The organism is Paenibacillus glycanilyticus NBRC 16618 (genome assembly GCF_004000805.1).
Lineage (GTDB): Bacteria > Bacillota > Bacilli > Paenibacillales > Paenibacillaceae > Pristimantibacillus > Pristimantibacillus glycanilyticus.
In genome coordinates this window covers 115,165-131,635 of record NZ_BILY01000001.1, presented here as the reverse complement: position 1 = coordinate 131,635, position 16,471 = coordinate 115,165, and the positions used below count along the sequence as shown (strand labels likewise).

Annotated in this window: 13 protein-coding genes; 8 read left to right on the top strand and 5 right to left on the bottom strand. The window is 50.0% G+C overall.

What is annotated here, in order from left to right:
- The 4 genes from PGL01S_RS00480 (at position 1) to PGL01S_RS00465 (ending at position 4,493) form a co-directional block, all read left to right on the top strand.
- A complete protein-coding gene (locus tag PGL01S_RS00480) occupies positions 1-2,010 on the top strand; it encodes a discoidin domain-containing protein (protein WP_127490611.1) in 2,010 nt (669 codons plus the stop codon).
- Positions 2,011-2,163: 153 nt separating this feature from the next.
- Complete coding sequence (locus PGL01S_RS00475; protein ID WP_164775334.1) at positions 2,164-3,045, top strand: nicotianamine synthase family protein; 882 nt, start codon at positions 2,164-2,166, stop codon at positions 3,043-3,045.
- 74 nt (positions 3,046-3,119) lie between these two features.
- Complete coding sequence (locus PGL01S_RS00470; RefSeq protein ID WP_127490609.1) at positions 3,120-3,695, top strand: LysE family translocator; 576 nt, start codon at positions 3,120-3,122, stop codon at positions 3,693-3,695.
- Between the two features lie 18 nt (positions 3,696-3,713).
- A complete protein-coding gene (locus tag PGL01S_RS00465; protein WP_127490608.1) occupies positions 3,714-4,493 on the top strand; it encodes an AraC family transcriptional regulator in 780 nt (259 codons plus the stop codon).
- A gap of 15 nt (positions 4,494-4,508) precedes the next feature.
- Here the strand turns inward: PGL01S_RS00465 and PGL01S_RS00460 are convergent, their stop codons facing one another.
- Positions 4,509-5,390, bottom strand: coding sequence for an AraC family transcriptional regulator (locus PGL01S_RS00460; RefSeq protein WP_127490607.1), 882 nt, complete (start codon positions 5,388-5,390; stop codon positions 4,509-4,511).
- Positions 5,391-5,541: 151 nt separating this feature from the next.
- Here PGL01S_RS00460 and PGL01S_RS00455 point away from each other — a divergent pair, with 151 nt between their 5' ends.
- Positions 5,542-6,579: a glycoside hydrolase family 88/105 protein gene (locus PGL01S_RS00455; protein ID WP_127490606.1), complete on the top strand. Its 1,038-nt coding sequence runs from the start codon at positions 5,542-5,544 to the stop codon at positions 6,577-6,579.
- A 120-nt stretch (positions 6,580-6,699) separates the two neighbouring features.
- Here the strand turns inward: PGL01S_RS00455 and PGL01S_RS00450 are convergent, their stop codons facing one another.
- From PGL01S_RS00450 to PGL01S_RS00435, 4 genes are all read right to left on the bottom strand, one after another.
- Positions 6,700-7,803, bottom strand: a complete 1,104-nt coding sequence (locus PGL01S_RS00450; RefSeq protein WP_127490605.1) for a Ger(x)C family spore germination protein — start codon at positions 7,801-7,803, stop codon at positions 6,700-6,702.
- A complete protein-coding gene (locus PGL01S_RS00445) occupies positions 7,800-8,885 on the bottom strand; it encodes a GerAB/ArcD/ProY family transporter (protein ID WP_164775333.1) in 1,086 nt (361 codons plus the stop codon). The genes PGL01S_RS00450 and PGL01S_RS00445 overlap by 4 nt, the downstream gene beginning before the upstream one ends.
- A complete protein-coding gene (locus PGL01S_RS00440; protein ID WP_244935465.1) occupies positions 8,882-10,309 on the bottom strand; it encodes a spore germination protein in 1,428 nt (475 codons plus the stop codon). Before PGL01S_RS00440 ends, PGL01S_RS00445 begins: the two co-directional genes overlap by 4 nt.
- A 66-nt stretch (positions 10,310-10,375) precedes the next feature.
- A complete protein-coding gene (locus tag PGL01S_RS00435) occupies positions 10,376-12,679 on the bottom strand; it encodes an AraC family transcriptional regulator (protein ID WP_127490602.1) in 2,304 nt (767 codons plus the stop codon).
- A 313-nt stretch (positions 12,680-12,992) separates the two neighbouring features.
- On the opposite strand from PGL01S_RS00435, the gene PGL01S_RS00430 reads away from it, so the two are divergent.
- The 3 genes from PGL01S_RS00430 to PGL01S_RS00420 all read left to right on the top strand — a co-directional run bounded on the left by PGL01S_RS00430 (position 12,993) and on the right by PGL01S_RS00420 (position 16,455).
- Positions 12,993-14,588, top strand: coding sequence for an extracellular solute-binding protein (locus PGL01S_RS00430; RefSeq protein WP_127490601.1), 1,596 nt, complete (start codon positions 12,993-12,995; stop codon positions 14,586-14,588).
- Between the two features lie 78 nt (positions 14,589-14,666).
- Entirely contained in the window at positions 14,667-15,566 is a 900-nt protein-coding gene (locus tag PGL01S_RS00425; protein WP_127490600.1) for an ABC transporter permease, read from the top strand.
- A gap of 19 nt (positions 15,567-15,585) precedes the next feature.
- Positions 15,586-16,455, top strand: coding sequence for a carbohydrate ABC transporter permease (locus tag PGL01S_RS00420; RefSeq protein WP_127490599.1), 870 nt, complete (start codon positions 15,586-15,588; stop codon positions 16,453-16,455).
- Positions 16,456-16,471 lie beyond the last annotated feature (16 nt).

Here is a 16,471-nt window from a genome sequence, read left to right as displayed (position 1 = left end):
ATGGGAATGAAATTAAGCAAAGCATCCCGAATTGTGGCGGGCGTAATGCTGGCTGCGGCACTTTTCCCTGGAACCTTCGCAGCGGCCGGTGCGGCAGGGGCAAGCAGTGCCGGTAAGCCGGCACAAAGCCAGGTTTATAATCAGGAGCTGTTCAAAATTCACGTCGTTGACGCAGAAACCGGAAGAGGAATTCCGGCCGTGGAGCTGAAAACGACGAACAACATTCGTTACTATACGGACAGCGCCGGCAATGTGGCTTTTGACGAGCCGGGGCTTATGAATCAAACGGTATTTTTTCATATAGCCAGTCATGGCTACGAGGTTCCGGCGGATATGTTTGGTTACCGCGGTCAAGCGGTGGATGTAACGCCTGGCGGAAACGTGACCATTCAGATGAACCGGATCAATCTCGCAGAGCGGCTTTACCGGGTAACCGGTCAAGGCATTTACAGGGATACCGTCATGCTTGGCGAAACGCCGCCGATTGAAGAACCTCTCCTGAACGGGAAAGTGATGGGCCAGGACTCCGTGCAGACCATTAAATACAAGAATAAGCTTTATTGGTTCTGGGGCGATACGGATCGGCCCTCCTATCCGCTCGGGAACTTCCGCGTGACCGGAGCTACGTCAAAGCTGCCGGAGCAAGGGCTGGATCTCGACGTTGGCGTCGACCTCGACTATATTACGCGCGAGGACGGCTTCGCCAAAAGTCTTGTACCGCCGCTTCCGGACGGTGCGAATATTGCCTGGATATTCGGCCTGATGACCGTCAAGGACAATAATGGGGAGGAACGGCTGCTTGCCGCTTATAGTACGCATGATCCTAACCCTCGTTCTTTCGGCATTCTGATCTTTAATGACGAAAAGCAAGAGTTCGAGCAGCTGGTCCAATTTCCGGGTACCAGCGACTGGCGTTACGCGGGAATGGGCGGTCAAGGAACGTATTACGAGGATGGCGGCAAAGGCTATTATATTTTCACGCAATACGAGTATCCGAATATTCGGGTAGAGGCGAAGATGGATGCGATCGTGGATTATACCCAATACGAGTATTTTACTCCGCTTGCGCCAGGAACGACATATGCCGGGGCGAACACGCAGCTTGAGCGCGACGCTGAAGGCAAGCTGGTCTGGGGCTGGAAGAAAAACACGCAAATGCTTACACAGGAAAAGGAGAAAGAGCTGATTGGATTAGGCTTGATCAAGGCGGATGATGAACGTTATTTCCAATTGAAGGATGTCGATTCGGGCGATGAGGTTCAAATTGCCCAAAGCTCCGTCGAATGGAATGAATATCGCCATAGCTACGTCATGATCGGTCAGGAGAAATTCGGCAAGACGTCGCTGCTGGGCGAAATTTGGTTCGCGGAAGCGCCCGCGCCTAACGGGCCATGGAAATCGGCCAAGAAGATTATTACCCATGACGAATACTCCTTCTATAACCCTTCCCAGCATGAGTATTTCATTAAGGACGGCGGACGTTATCTCTATTTCGAAGCGACCTTCACCAATACGTTTACGAATGCGCCTGCCATGCCGCGTTACAACTATAATCAGATGATGTATAAGCTGGACCTTGCCAATCCGGAGCTGAACCTTGCGCCGCCGGAAGGACCGGAGCTGACGGAGCTGGCCCAAGGCAAAGCAATCACCGCTTCCTCTTCGGAGAGCTCGCATCCGGCAGCGGATGCCAATGACGGAAACGGGCAGACCCGCTGGGCTTCCGACTCATCCGATCCGCAGTGGATTCAGGTCGATCTTGGAACTCCAAGCCCGATCAGCCGAGTCAAGCTGGATTGGGAGGTCGCTTACGGCAAAGCCTACAAGATTCAAGTATCGGATGACGGCCAGAGCTGGACCGATGTCTACAGCACAACCTCCGGTGACGGAGGCACCGACATCGTTAACTTTGACGAGACGACAGCCCGTTACGTGCGGATGTACGGAACGCAAAGGGGGACGATGTACGGCTACTCGTTATGGGAGATCAAGGTGTTCGGACGTAACTAGCGGCTAATAGCAAGGCATCCTGTTACCGTTTATCGGGAATTAGGATGCCTTGTTCTCTTGTCGGAATAAACCGATTTGTCCCCATTCCCTTCTACATCCCGTGCGATATGAATATATTTCGATTATATGCGGGATGAAGGAGAGTTGCGTAAAATGGAGGGTTATTCTACGGGGACGGCCGCATCTGCGGGCAGCCTGCCAAGATGGCAGGTCGTTGACGACTTTATTGCTTTTATCCGCGAAGCCAACGAGCTTCTTCAGAAGGAAATAGATTTGTCTCCGGCTAATCAATTGGTAACGAGCGTCATTAGCCGTATTTTCGTCCAGCTGCGTTCCCGTTATTTGCCGGAGGAGGTACAAGCCGTTCTGAGCAACGAATATATTCAGACGCATAAGCGGCAGCTGCAGGATAAGCTCTCGGAAGCCGAGTTTCTGACGGAGCTCACCGATTCCAGGCAAGCCCGCGAAGCTCAAGATTCCGGATTGGATGCCGTTAGAAATCTCCCGAATTGGCCGGTTTACATAGCGTTGGTGAGGAAGGAGCTGGACACCCTTGGCCGTTTCACTGATCCGGATAGCCGGCTGGAGCAAGCTCCCGTTGTGTTTGTCGGCAGCGGGCCGATGCCGTTAAGCCCGATTATTTTTTATCTGCTGGGCGATGTGGAGGTTGTCTGCCTGGAGAAGGATGCGGTGGCTTATGAGGCGTCCTGCTTGCTGCTCGAGCATATCGGCCTCGGATCCAAAGTGAAGGTCGTGTTGGAAAATGGCGCCAACTACGATTACGGCCCATATAAGCGGATTTTCATCGCTAGTCTTGTGAGAAACAAGCAGGCCGTACTGGAACAGATAAGCCGCACCGCCTCGGACCCCCTGGTCGCCATGCGTACGGCCGAGGGAATGAAACAGATTATGTATGAAGCGATTGATGAGGAGGTTCTTGAAAACGAAGGGTGGCATATTCTGGGACGGACGCAGCCTGACGAGGGGCTGGTCATCAATTCCACTTTATTTTTGAAGCACAAAGGCTTAGAATAAGCTGCAATAATATACTATAGGCAATTTCCATTCGGATGTAGGATAGGAGAAGAGCGTGAAAGGAGCGGCTTCTCATGGATACTACATCTTTTTTTGTTTATTGTTTGATTGCGACGTTTACACCCGGGCCAACGAATATTCTGATTTTGTCTACCGTCACAAACGCGGGTACCAAAAAGGCGATGATCTTCTCTTACGGGTCGACGATTGGCTTTGGTTTGCTGCTTGTCTGTTCGGCCGCGTTAAGCTCGGTGCTCCTGTCGGTAATGCCTAAGTTTATTACGGTCCTGCAGGTGATCGGAAGCGCCTATATGGTCTACCTCGCGTACCGGATGGTCCGAAGCCGGCATTCGGAATCCGACGTAAACCAAAAGGCTACCTTTCGATTTGGCGTCCTGCTGCAGTTCTTGAATCCCAAGACCGTGCTGTTTGCCTTAACCGTCATCCCGGCGTTTATTTTGCCCACTTACAGAGGGTTTACGGGATTGTCCGTTGGTATTGCGGCGATCACCTTAATCGGATTTGCGGCCTTTTTTACATGGGTTCTTTTCGGGACGGTCTTTAAAACGTTTTTGCAGAAGCATCATACGGCTGCTAATCTGATTATGGCTTTATTTTTAGCTTACGCTGCCGTTATGATTTGGGTATAGCTTTGCGAGGTGAGTAAGATGGAGAGGTTTATTTATAAAAAGTCGGCCGGCATTACCGCATTATCGGCTACAATGACGGAGTTTAAATATAAGAAGCATGCCCATCAGGAGTATGCCATCGGCGTTACCTTGCGCGGCATTCAGCGTTATAATCTGGACGGCAGCCTGCAATTATCTCATAAGAACGGCATCATGCTGTTTCATCCGGAGCAGACGCATGACGGAATGGCGCATGACGAGACGGGTCTCGATTACGTCATGCTGTATATTGAACCGCAGCTGCTGCTGGAGGTTATGGAGAAGAAGGAGATTTTGCGTTTCTCTAATCCTATCGTGTATGACCGGGAGCTGGAGCATAGGGTGCTTAATTTGACGAATGCCATCTTAAGCGAAAAGGATGAAACGTTATGCAGCGAATTATTGCTTACGCTGACGGATCGTCTTGCCGATTCCAGTCTTTCGCAATACGGAAGCAGAACGGATCATGCCTTGATCCGAAGAGCGAAGGACAGGATTCACGATAACCTGGATCATGTTCTGAAGCTGGATGAGATTTGCATGGAGCTTGGATTATCGAAATATCAGCTTATTCGATTATTTAAGGCGCATACCGGAATATCGCCGTATCAATATTTCCTTAACAGCAAGATCGAAAGGGCTAAGCAGCTGATCGAGAGCAGCAAGGATATTTATTCGGCGGTAGCCGCATGCGGGTTCGTGGATTTGACTCATCTGAATAAACATTTCAAGAGCGTTTACGGCACAACGGCGTTTGATTATATCTCGCATTTCCATTAACGGTTAAGCAGCTGCTTAACCGTTATTTTTATGCTGCTCCAGCTTCCGGTAAGCGCGGGGGGGAAGTCCGGACAGCTCCTTGAACATCTTGCCGAAGTGGGAAAAGTTCTCGAAGCCGCAATGCTCGGATATTTGAGTGATGCTCCAGTCGGTTTCCTTCAGCAGCAGCTCGGCTTCCTTGATCCGGGTAATGTTGATGTATTGGCTAAAGCCAAAGCCGGTAACCTCCTTAAAGACGCGGCTAAGATGTCCCTTGCTGATGAAGAAGCGCTTGGCGAGGTCATCTAGAAGCAATGGCTCTCTGAAATGCTGGTTGATATAGCGGACAATATCCGTTATTTTCTGCTGAACCGGGGTAAGCTCAAGCTCGATGCTAGGCTGCACCTTGCGTCTCTGAACGTGACGGGCGGTAAACAGCAGCAATTCGACCGCCGTGTTCCGGACATGCAGCTGGTAGCCTGGCGGGCATTCGTGCAGCTCGCGAAGCAGTGATTCGAACAAAGCCTCCAATTGCATGCGTTCCTGCAGGTTAAGCTTGATGATGGGATGCGCGGAAGCAAAAGGGGACAGCAGCAGCTGCGTCTCCTCCTTCGATAAACCGTCAAAGAACGGCAGGTCGTAATGCAGGACAATCCGCTCGTGATTGGGCTGGCTCAGCTCGGAAGTCCGGTGGACGTCATTGGTGTTGACGAGGATCAGATCACCCGACTGAATAGGATAAACGGAATCACGTATAAAAAACTTTCTTTCGCCGCTGTACAAATAAAAGAATTCGTACGAACGATGATAATGGGTATTGTCCATGGAATGGTAGCCGATTCTCCGGTCGAATTCAATCCATAAAGGCTCGCTGATTGAACCGAACCGGAGGATATTGGGAAGCGACGTTATCGTCATATTGAGATGAACTCCTTTCAAGGACATTCGCATCTCATTATATCAATATTTGCGGGGTTTAAGCAGTATTTATCGATAAATGCGGAGAAATCCATGCAAAATTCATGCTACTCTTGGGGTATGAGAGCGATTTCAGACGGAGGTTTGGACGATGAAAAAATTTGAAGTGAACCAAGAGGAAGTATTAGAGCTGATCGACCTTGTCGTACGCAGAACGATGAATATGGATTTTACGTGGAACTGGTCTTGCGGAGTTGCCTTTTACGGCATCAGCAAAGCTTGGGAAGTAACGAAAAATCAGGAATATATCGATTTTCTGGTGAAATGGGTGGACGAGTATTTGGAGCTGGGGCTTCCGGCCTTAATGGTTAATTCCTGTGCCATGGGACATACGATGCTGACGCTGCATGAAGCGACGGGCGACCAGAAATACCTGGATCTCGCTTTAATGAAAGCCGAATACCTGCGCAAGGATGCGATCCGGTTTGGAGAAGGCGTATTCCAGCATACCGTTTCGTCCAAAAACGATTTTCCCGAGCAGGCGTGGGCGGATACATTGTTTATGGCGGCGTATTTCCTGCTCAGACTTGGCTTCAAGCTGGACAAGAAGGAATATATCGACGATGCGCTTAACCAGTTCTACTGGCATGAAGAATATTTGCAGGATACGAAGACGAATCTGTTCTACCATGCATGGGATAATGTCAGAGGAGATCACCTGTCCGGCATCTATTGGGGCAGAGCAAATGCATGGGCGGCCTACACAATGGCCCAGGCTCATAAAATGCTTAATCCGTTTATGCCGATGTGGATGCAGCTTGGCGGAGCGCTTGGCGATCAGTTAAGCTCTCTGGTCAGACTGCAGTCGCCGGACGGATTATGGCGTACGGTCTTGAATGACGAGACCTCGTACGAGGAAACCTCGGCTTCCGCCGGCATTGCCGCAGCCTTGACGATTTACGCGCATCCGCTGCATCAGATTTATATGGCCAAAGCTTATGAAGGCATCCGCGCCAATATCGATGATGACGGTTCGGTCCGGAATGTATCCGCCGGCACGGCGGTTATGTATTCGGCGGACGACTACAAGGTGATCTCCAAGAAGCGGGTGCAAGGCTGGGGGCAAGGCTTAACGCTGGCTTACCTGGTTGCATTGATTCAGAATACGGAAGTCGTCAGCGCGATTTAATCCGCTTTATTCCGGAAGACGGTAGGAATGACGCCGGGTCAATACCTGGAAGAGGCATAGGAAGCTAGGAAGCCCCATGATTCTGGGAATCATGGGGGCTTGTCCGGTATAAGGCATCCATTATTTAAGCGCTCCGGTGCTTGTAATGTGTACATGCACCTCGGGCTTCAGCTTGGTTTGAGGGTATTTGGTTTTCCAATCGATCTTCTTCCATAGACCGGAATGGCTTACCTTAAGCTTACGCCCAATACCAAAAGCATCGCAATTCGCTTGCAGCAAAGTATCCGTTACCGTGATTGCTTGCTTGTTTAGGGACTTTTCCAGCTCTTTGCTTAATTGAGAGGGATTGACGGACCAGTCCGGATTGCCGGTATAGCTGACGATATTACCGTACAAATCAATTCGTATGTTGCTTTCAATCGATTGGGTCTGCTCATCGACAGTTACCTCGAACTTCCGTTTCATCTTGCGTACCTCAAAGGAAACCACATTCGTCTCCAGCGGAACATCCAGCCAAGCCACATTGCTCATTTTGTCTTTAAGCAGCAGTAATAAGCCGCTCTCGTTTCGGGACAAGATGACCCCGGTAAAGGTATCTCCATTAAATAAACCCGTGCTGTCAATGATAAGAGAGCGATTGTTCAGTTTGCGGATGATCGGCAATATTGCGTCTTCAGCAGGATCAGAGATCTGGTTCCATAAGGAATACAGAGTTTGATTCGATACTAGCGTGGTTCTTTCGGAGCTAAAAATCATCTGCTTGATATCAAACGCAATCGGATTATTTTCCGTCTCGGGTACCGCTAGAATATCGGCGGCCTGTCCTTTTGCAATCAGCACTTTGGTGTTCAAATAAGCTTTCGGCAGACGGTAAAAAAACTCCAATAGGGGCATGATGCCCTTTTTCGCAAGCTCATCGCCAACTATGATAACAAAGGCTTTATTCGCTTCGATCGTCCCCGGGAGCATGCTGTCGATTTTATGTCCGATTTCCGGGATATTGCGTCCGAATGCCTGCTCCAATTTATCTTTCACGTTAAATTGGCCGCCGCCTTTGCTTTCGAGAATAATGGCTTTAACCGTGCCCCGCAATTGTCCGTTCTCTTGCGAATCAAGAGCAATCCCGTTCACTAGTTTCTTATTGATCAAATACTGGGCGTCCCAGCATCCCGGAAGAAGCAGCAATAGGACAATGCTAACTGAAGGTATGAGCTTCTTAATCATGTCAATCTCCTCTTATAAAAGCTGCGGAACAAGAAGGACATCGCCCACATCAGAAGGGGAACCGCCGCAATCATCACGAGATAGCCGTATTCCATCCATTTGCTGAACGTATCGAGACTTTCGCGAGTCGACAAGTAGCTGGCCAGCACTAACACAAGCGTACCGCTGAACCATACCATCCGTTGATAGGCGCTTCTTTTTTTTGTTAGGCTTTTGCCGGCCATGCACAGATAAGAAACGATAGTTGCGGACATCGGGATGATCCATATCGAAAGGAAGATCAGATCCAGCCGGTCAAAAAGCTGGAAGGTCAATCCTCTGAGCAGGAACAAGACGGGCTCCTTTACCTTCGACAAAGCATCCTGGCTGAACCCGATTAAGCAAATAAATACAAAAAAGGCGTAAAACAACGTCACGAACCAATTGGCAAATGAAATGGTTCTTATTAGGCCGCGAGGCGTATCTTTCGACTGGGCCGCAAAATAAAGAATAACTTCAAACCCAAGCATGGCAAAAAACGTCTTTTCGCTGCCTTTTGCGATGTGGGCCATGCCGGATTGCCCCATTGGCAGAATGTTGGAGATATGGGTCTCGTTCGAAAGGCTTGCCAGGCTTATCCCCAGCAATATAATCAACAGGATGGAGGCTACTTCGTAAAATCTTGCAACAACCCGTAAATTTTCTACGGCTAGGTAAACGCCCACCGCGAGAATAAGCAGAAGGAGCACCCAGCTTGGAGTTAAAGGAAGCAGCCAGACTTTTATAAGACGGACATAGAGGGTACAGGCATAACCCGCAACAACAACAAAAAAGCAGTAGTAAATAAAATTGACCGCTTTGCCGGCATATTTTCCGAAGAAGAGCAGGCTCATCTCCCTTAAGTTCATCCCCGGGTACTGGCTGCATAGGCGCCAATACACAAGAATCAACAACTGGATGACAAGGCCCGAGCCCAGCACGGATATCCATGCATCTCCGCCGGCGGAATCCTGTATGACGGAAGGCAGCGATAACAGCCCTATGCCGATCTGCGTTTTAATGATGAGGAAAAACAATTGTCTCTGCGTAATCGATATATTCAATGCCTTTTCCACCTCTGAGTAAACGACTGTTTATAAGGACCGGGAAGCTGGGCATTTTTTTGGCTTTTCCAAACCGGAAGCCTAAGGAAGATATCCTTCATGCTGTCCTTGCCATGAAACGGACCAAAGGGCGCGAAATAAGGGACGCCAAGCGTTTCGATTTTGCACAGATGGATAAAGATGACCATCATCATAACGGAGATGCCGAAAAAGCCGAACAAAGCCGCGGCAAACATCGTCGGAAAGCCCAATATGCGCAGACTTGTCCCAAATTCGTTTAACGGTGCTGCAAAGGAAGCGATAGCAGTCAGCCCGATCACGACGATCATCGTATGGGAGACAAGATGCGCCTCGACAACGGCTGTGCCGATGACCAAGCCGCCAACGATGCCGATGGTTTGTGAAATAGGGGAAGGGAGCCGAATGGCGGCTTCTTTTAATAATTCTAGAATAACTTGCATAGCGATGGCTTCTACAATAGGGGGAAACGGAACGTAAGTCAGGGAAACCTTAACCGAGTACAGGATCCCCGGCGGGAGCACTTCCGAATGATAGGAAACGATGGCAATATAAATCGCAGGCAGGCTGATAGCCAGAATGAAGCTGATCATCCGGACAAGACGGTAAAAGGACCCGATTATCCACCTGCTGTTATAATCATCCGGCGACTGGTAGAAGGAGAAGAACGTAATCGGAAGAACTAATACCGTCGCGGAGCCATCCACCAAAATATTGATCTTACCTTCCATTAAATAAGAAACGGCACGGTCCGTTCGTTCCGTGTTCAGGGATTGGGGAAAAGGGGAAAGCGGATGCTCCTCGAGCATTTCGTCAATTTCACCCGTCGAATAAAGCTGGGTAAGATTGATGGATTTCAGCCGATTTTCGCATTCCATCACAATATTCGGATCGGCAAGCTTCTCCATGTAGACCATGGCTACCTTTGTATTGGTCAGAGTGCCAATAGTGAAGTACCTTACTTTGAACTGCGGACTTTTAATTCTGTATCGAAGCAAATAAAGGTTCGTACTGAGGCTTTCCACAAAGCCTTCATGAGAGCCTTTAATGATCTGTTCAGCCATAGGCTCGTCGATTGAACGGCCATAAGACTGAGCTGCGGAAATCATGTAAACATTCTCGTGGTTTTCCAGACGGATAACGCAATAACCATCCAGCAAAGAATGGCCGATGAGCTCAAGATCGGAAGATTTCTGTGCCCCGGTGGCAGCTGCAAACTGCTCGATGTTGTGGTAAGGAGTCTCCAGCAAGGGCTGGATGATGAAGGATTGAATGATTTCCAGATTAGCCATGGATTCCAAATAGAGGATGGTGCATGCCGCCGCATTAGGAAGAATGAGGCTTTGAGCTTTCAGATCCTCGGAATCGGACAAGTATTCTTTGATTTGAGCGTAAGAGACAGCCATAACTACACCACCTGTATTTTCCATGCATTGTTTACGTATTATGAGCAACCAACAGGAAAATTATGATTAGTGGTTATGGGTAAGCAGCTTCTCCGCCGCATGCTGCTGCCGGTATTGCCCGGGCGTAAGCCCGGTGCGGGCTTTAAAAATCTTATTGAAGTAGCTGACATTGGCATACCCGATCTCGTGGCAAATCTCTTCAATGGACAGGTTAACCTGGCCAAGCAGCTCCGTCGCTCTTTTTATGCGCAGCTGAATCAAATAGTCGTTGATGGTCATACCCGTGGACTCTTTGAAAATACGGCTTAAGTAAGAGGAGCTGCGTTCCACGTATTCGGCAACGGTATCGACGGAAATGTTGTTATTGAAATTCGAATCCATGTAATCGATGGCGAGCTGCAAGGTCACGTCCGTCATTTTGGAGCGCTTCTCGCGGTGGTAGTCGATAATTCTACCGCACATCTCGATCAGACATTTCTCCATATCCTTCAGCGTCTCGGCGCGCGCTATTAAATCGGCATAAGCAGCGCGGCTGCCGAATACGGCGGCAATGTCTCCCCGGGATTGGACAAGGGTTTTGACAATCTCGCCGCTCAGCTGGAAGAACAGCTGCTGGATATTGGCCTTGCTCAGCTTTTTCTCCATCGCGGTCCCGGTGATTTCCCGGAGGGTATCATAGCACTCTTCTTTATCCGTCTGAAGCAGCGCCTGCTGCAGCTTAGCCTCCAGGTCATACGGATAGTAATAGGCATCTTCTTCTCCGGTCTGCCAGTCACCCAAGATCGAATAGGGCAGCACCTCGCCTTTACCGATATAGATTTTCAGGTTCAAGACCGCAATCGTATCCTCGTAAGCCAGCCTTACCGATTCCTCTCCCGTGCCTATTCGGCTGACGGCAATCGTAACCGTTAATCCATACCTGGTGAGCATATGCTGCTTCAGCCTCTTGGCATATTCCAGAGGAAATTCGTCATTGTCGGGTGGAACAGCCAATAGAATAACCGTTCTTTTATCATCCTTGGCGAATACCTCGCCGTCGATATCCGCGCCTAATTCATCCATAAACCCGTAACGCAGCAGGTGGAAATGAAAAAGATCGTCCTTTACGGGATAAGGCTCCTCCAGCTCAAGCGTAAGCAAGGCAAACCGGGAGAAATCAATCCGCAGCCCTAGCAGCTCCACGGCTTGCCCGTTCCCTTCGCCGCCTTGGATCAGATCGTTCAGGTATTTTTCTTTAATTGCCGTACGGTTGTCGGTGAGCAGGGAATCAACCTTCCTCTTCTCCTTGGCGAGGGTCTCCCAGCTGCGGATTATATGCTCGAACCGCTGCCGGATAAAGCCCGCCTCGTCTCCGGTTGGAAGAGGCCTGATTCCACCATCCCGCTGGTCATGCGCGGCATTCTCAATATAAGAGATGACGCTGTGGAGCGGACGGTACAATCTTCTGGACACGAAAAAGGAGATGGCGATTGCGGCTGTCAGATAAGCCGCGGCTACGCTGACCACGATGACTTTGATACGCCCCATCCCTTGCAGGAGGGCCGACTTCTCCGTGACGTCGATAAACTTCCAGCCTGTCAGCTCGGAGGTTGTGTAGGAGATAATGCGGTCGGAATCATCGATATAGGAGCCGCTTTCCGCGTTTAGACGGCTGAGATTAACGCCCTTCATTAATCGATCCCCGTCGGCCGCATCGGTATAGAGCAGCTCGGAGTTTGCTCCCAGCACAAGGGTGGTGCCTTTTTTATTATGGTAGTGGCTTAAATAATCGTTAAACAGTAGATCCAGCTTCAAGTTGATCACAATAGCGCCGTTGACTTGGCCGATCAACGGCATTTTTTGAAGCAGGCTGGCCGCGGAATGATCGGGGGAGAAGCCATCCTCTCTCCCGGTAATCCAGATGGAACGGCTTGCCGAAGGCTGCTTCCACGTATCCAGCCAGGACCGGTCCGCGAAGGTGGAGATCGGGGAGGTCCGGATCTCCTGCCGCGAGGTCAGGACAAGCTCCAGCGGAGCGTAATAAATATAGATGGAATCGATGTAAGGACTGATTTTTTTCTGTTCGGCTACAAAGCCGGTTAAGTCGATAAGGGAGCTGACGCTTAGCTTGCTTCCTTTCATTTGATACAGATACGACTGGGTCGCAATCATGCTTGAAGCGTTATATTTAATGGAGGTTAGTTCTTTGTGGATGAGCTCTTGCTGCTGGGTAAGGACAGATTCGTTGTATGTAATCGCATTTTGAATACTGTTGTCTGCCGAGATGGAATAAGTAACGGATGCAATAAGGACAACCGTGATGACGGCAATAGCGGTTAAGGAAAGAAGCTGCTTCACGAACATGCTGTTCTGCTTGATTGAGCCCGGCATTGGATTCACTCCTTGTCTCGATGATTGCGCTTACATAACGAGGCGCCAAGCAACGGGCGCTAATACGGGGATTATATCACAGTTGCCTCCCTTGGAAAGGAAATGCGCGAAAAACATACAAAAAAGAGAAAAACATAAGGCCTTCCAAACGGAGCAATAGCGGAAAAACATAAAAGAGAATTGGAATAGAGGATTGAGAACGCCGGCGGAGAAGGCTATCGTAAATATTGTAACCGCTCCCATAACCCGGCCGGGAGCCAGAGCCTGGATGCGGTCCATTATACCGAATCAATAGGGGGAGATTGAATTGCAAATGAAACGACAGACAATGGGCAAGGCCGCATTGGCGGCAATCGTGGCTGCGGGATTACTCGCGGGCTGCAGCTCCAATTCGAATAACACGACTAATAATAAAACATCGGATCCGACGGCCAGCCCAAGCGCAAATGCAAGCGAGCCAGCGGAAACAAAAGAAGCAAACGCAAAGCCGATTGAAATTACATGGGGGATCCATTTCCAGGCTGCGGGCGTCGTGGAGAACACCGAGGTTCAGAAATGGCTGGAACAGAAATTCAATGTCAAGATCAAGCCGGTGAAAGTGACCGATGCCAGTATCGCTTCCGGCGATATTCCGGATATCTTTATGCTGGGTGATCCCGCTAACGTGTCGGCTTATCAGAACCAAGGCGTGCTCATGAGCATTGATCCTAATCAATTGAAGGAAAAGATGCCGGAATACTATACCGATATCGAGAAAAACAGCAAGCTGTTCCAGACCGTTACCTTTAATGATCAGCTGTGGGCAATTCCGATGTTTATCGATTTGAAGCCTTATGATCTGGGTATGCTCTGGCGCAAGGATTGGCTGAATAACGTCGGCATTGCGAAGGTGCCGGAGACGCTGGACGAATTCGAGCAGGCGGTATATGCGTTTGCGCAGAAGGACCCGGACAAGAACGGCAAAAAAGATACGTACGGCTTGACCGGCACGGCTACCTCGACCTGGTCCTCCGGCTTCTATTCGATCTTTGGGGCGTTTGGCGTGGAGCCAACGATGTGGCATGAGAAAAACGGCGAGATCGTCAATGGCTCGGTTATGCCGGAGACGAAGGAAGCATTGGCGAAGCTGCGGCAGTGGTATGCGGACGGGGTTATTGACCCTGAATTTATTACCGATACGCAGGATTCTTACCGCAAGAAGCTGTACAACAACCGGATCGGCGTTATTGAAGAGCAAATCGCCAAAGGCGCGCTTCCGGAAGGCGGCACCGTAACGGAGATGAAATCCTTAAGTCCAGACGCGGAGCTTGTCTTCTCGAAAAATCCGAAAGGCCCGGGCGGCGACGGATCTTGGGACTGGGGCGTGAAGAGCAATTTCGTCGTGATCGGCAGCAAAGTAAAGGATCAGCCTGAGAAGCTGGAGAAGCTGTACGAAATTCTCCGCGCGGAAAGCAGCGATGAAGAAACGATTAACATGACCAGCCTTGGCGTGAAAGGGACGCATTGGGATTTTGCGGACAGTGGAGCGACTTCGGGGGCTACCAAGTTCCTTCCGGCATTCGAGAAGCAGGAGCAGCGTGACCAGGAAGGAATCCGTCTCTTCTCGCTTGGCAACATTACGACGCAGGCATACCGCGAGAAATATTCCAATCCGAAGCTGAACGAAGCGATCAAAACGTATTCGTCCGCGCCGAACCTGACGGATGCCCTTCTGTTCTCGGTATTGCCGTCCGACGGCAAATACAAGGCGGATCTGACCGCGCTTATACAGAAGTATTTCGCACAGATTATTAGCGGTGAAATTCCGCTTGACGACTTCGATAAATTCGTAACGGAATGGAAGGCTAGAGGCGGCGACGAGTTAACCAAAGAGGCTAACGAGCTGTACCAGGCGCAATTCAAAAATTAACCGGCCGGCTCCGCGAACCCGCAAGGGCTGATGCCAGCTCTTGCGGGCGGACCGGGCAAGGTTGCAAGGAAGTGTGGCATGAAGACTATACGCAGGCACGGAGAGCTGCTCTCGTTATTTCTGTTCTCGTTTCTCTTTTTCTTCATTTTCAAATACGGTCCGCTGTATGGCGTGATCATTGCGTTTAAGGATTTCAAAGTGGTGGACGGCATTTGGGGAAGTCCTTGGGTAGGGCTGCAGCACTTTCAAGAGCTGTTCCAGAACAGCGATTTCTACCGTCTCCTTAAAAATACGCTGCTTCTTAATTTGTATCTGCTTCTTTTTGCTTTCCCCGCACCGATTATTCTGGCGCTGCTGCTTAACGAGGTCCGGTCGCGCTACTTCCAGCGCTTTATTCAGATGACGATGTATTTGCCCCACTTTGTATCGTGGGTCATCATGTCGGGGCTTATCATTTACTTTTTGTCGCCAACGACCGGGGTTTTGGCTGAAATCGTGGGATGGTTTGGGGTAGAGCCTGTCTTCTATATGGGGAAAAAGGAGTATTTCCGCTCCATTGTAGTTATTTCCGCGATTCTGAAGGATCTGGGCTGGGGCTCCATTATTTATTTCGCAGCTTTGACAGGGATCAACCCGGAGCTTCAGGAATCCGCGATTATCGATGGCGCCAACCGCTGGCAGCGGATGATTAAGATCAATATTCCGTCCATTATGCCTACGATCGCGATTATGTTTATTCTCAGTCTCGGCGGGTTCTTAAGCGCGAATTTCGAACAGATCATCAACCTGCTTAACCCGGTTACGTTCGAAACCGGCGATGTGATCGATACTTATGTCTACCGGGTGGGCCTGCAGCAATTCCAATACAGCTATACGGCGGCGATTGGTCTGTTCAAGTCGCTGGTCGGCCTTCTGCTTATTCTCGGCGCCAATCTGCTTGTACGGAAAATGAGCCGGGGAGAGAGCGGGTTATGGTAGGGACAGGAGGAAGTTTGTCATGAAGGCAAGAAGATGGCAGGAACGTATTGCCCCCGGCATCATTTATTTTGTATTGGCCTCACTCGCGGTAATCGTTGTGTATCCGTTTATCCATGTCATAGCCGTTTCGTTCAGCGGACGAGGGGAGGCGCTTCGCAGCGGGTTTCATTTCTTCCCGAGGGATGTCCAGTGGACGGCCTACCGGGAGCTGCTGAACTACCCGTTTATCTGGTCCGGCTACTCGAATACGATTTTCCGGATGGTCGTGGGTACGGCCCTCACGCTGCTCGTTACCGTCTGCGCGGCTTATCCGCTGTCGCGTCCCGATTTTCCCGTCAAAAGGCTCCTTACTTTGCTTCTGCTCTTCACCATGATTTTTGACGGAGGGATCGTGCCTCATTATTTGCTTATGAAGGATTTGCATTTGCTTAACTCCCTTTGGGTCTACGTGCTGCCTACGGCGGCTAATGCCTTTCAGGTTCTGGTCATGTTATCCTTCTTCCGGTCGCTTCCCGATGCCTTAATTGAAGCAGCCCGGATCGACGGAGCCAGGGATATCGGGATTTTATTCCGCATCGTGCTGCCGCTCTCGATTCCGCCGCTTGTCACGATCGGACTGTGGTCCATGGTTCACCATATTAACGCGTTTATGGATAATTTGCTGTACGTGACCGACCAGTCCAAGTTTGTCCTTCAGCAGGTTGTCCGGCAAATTCTAATCGAAAACAAGGTAGATCCGTTTACGACGGCAACGAATTTGATTCCTCCGGCACCGGAGAGTCTGAAGATGGCATCCGTCATCGTGTGCACGTTGCCCGTGCTTGTCGTATATCCTTTCCTGCTGAAATATTTCGAGAAAGGAACGATGATTGGATCGGTAAAAGGCTAAGCGAAGGGAACCACAA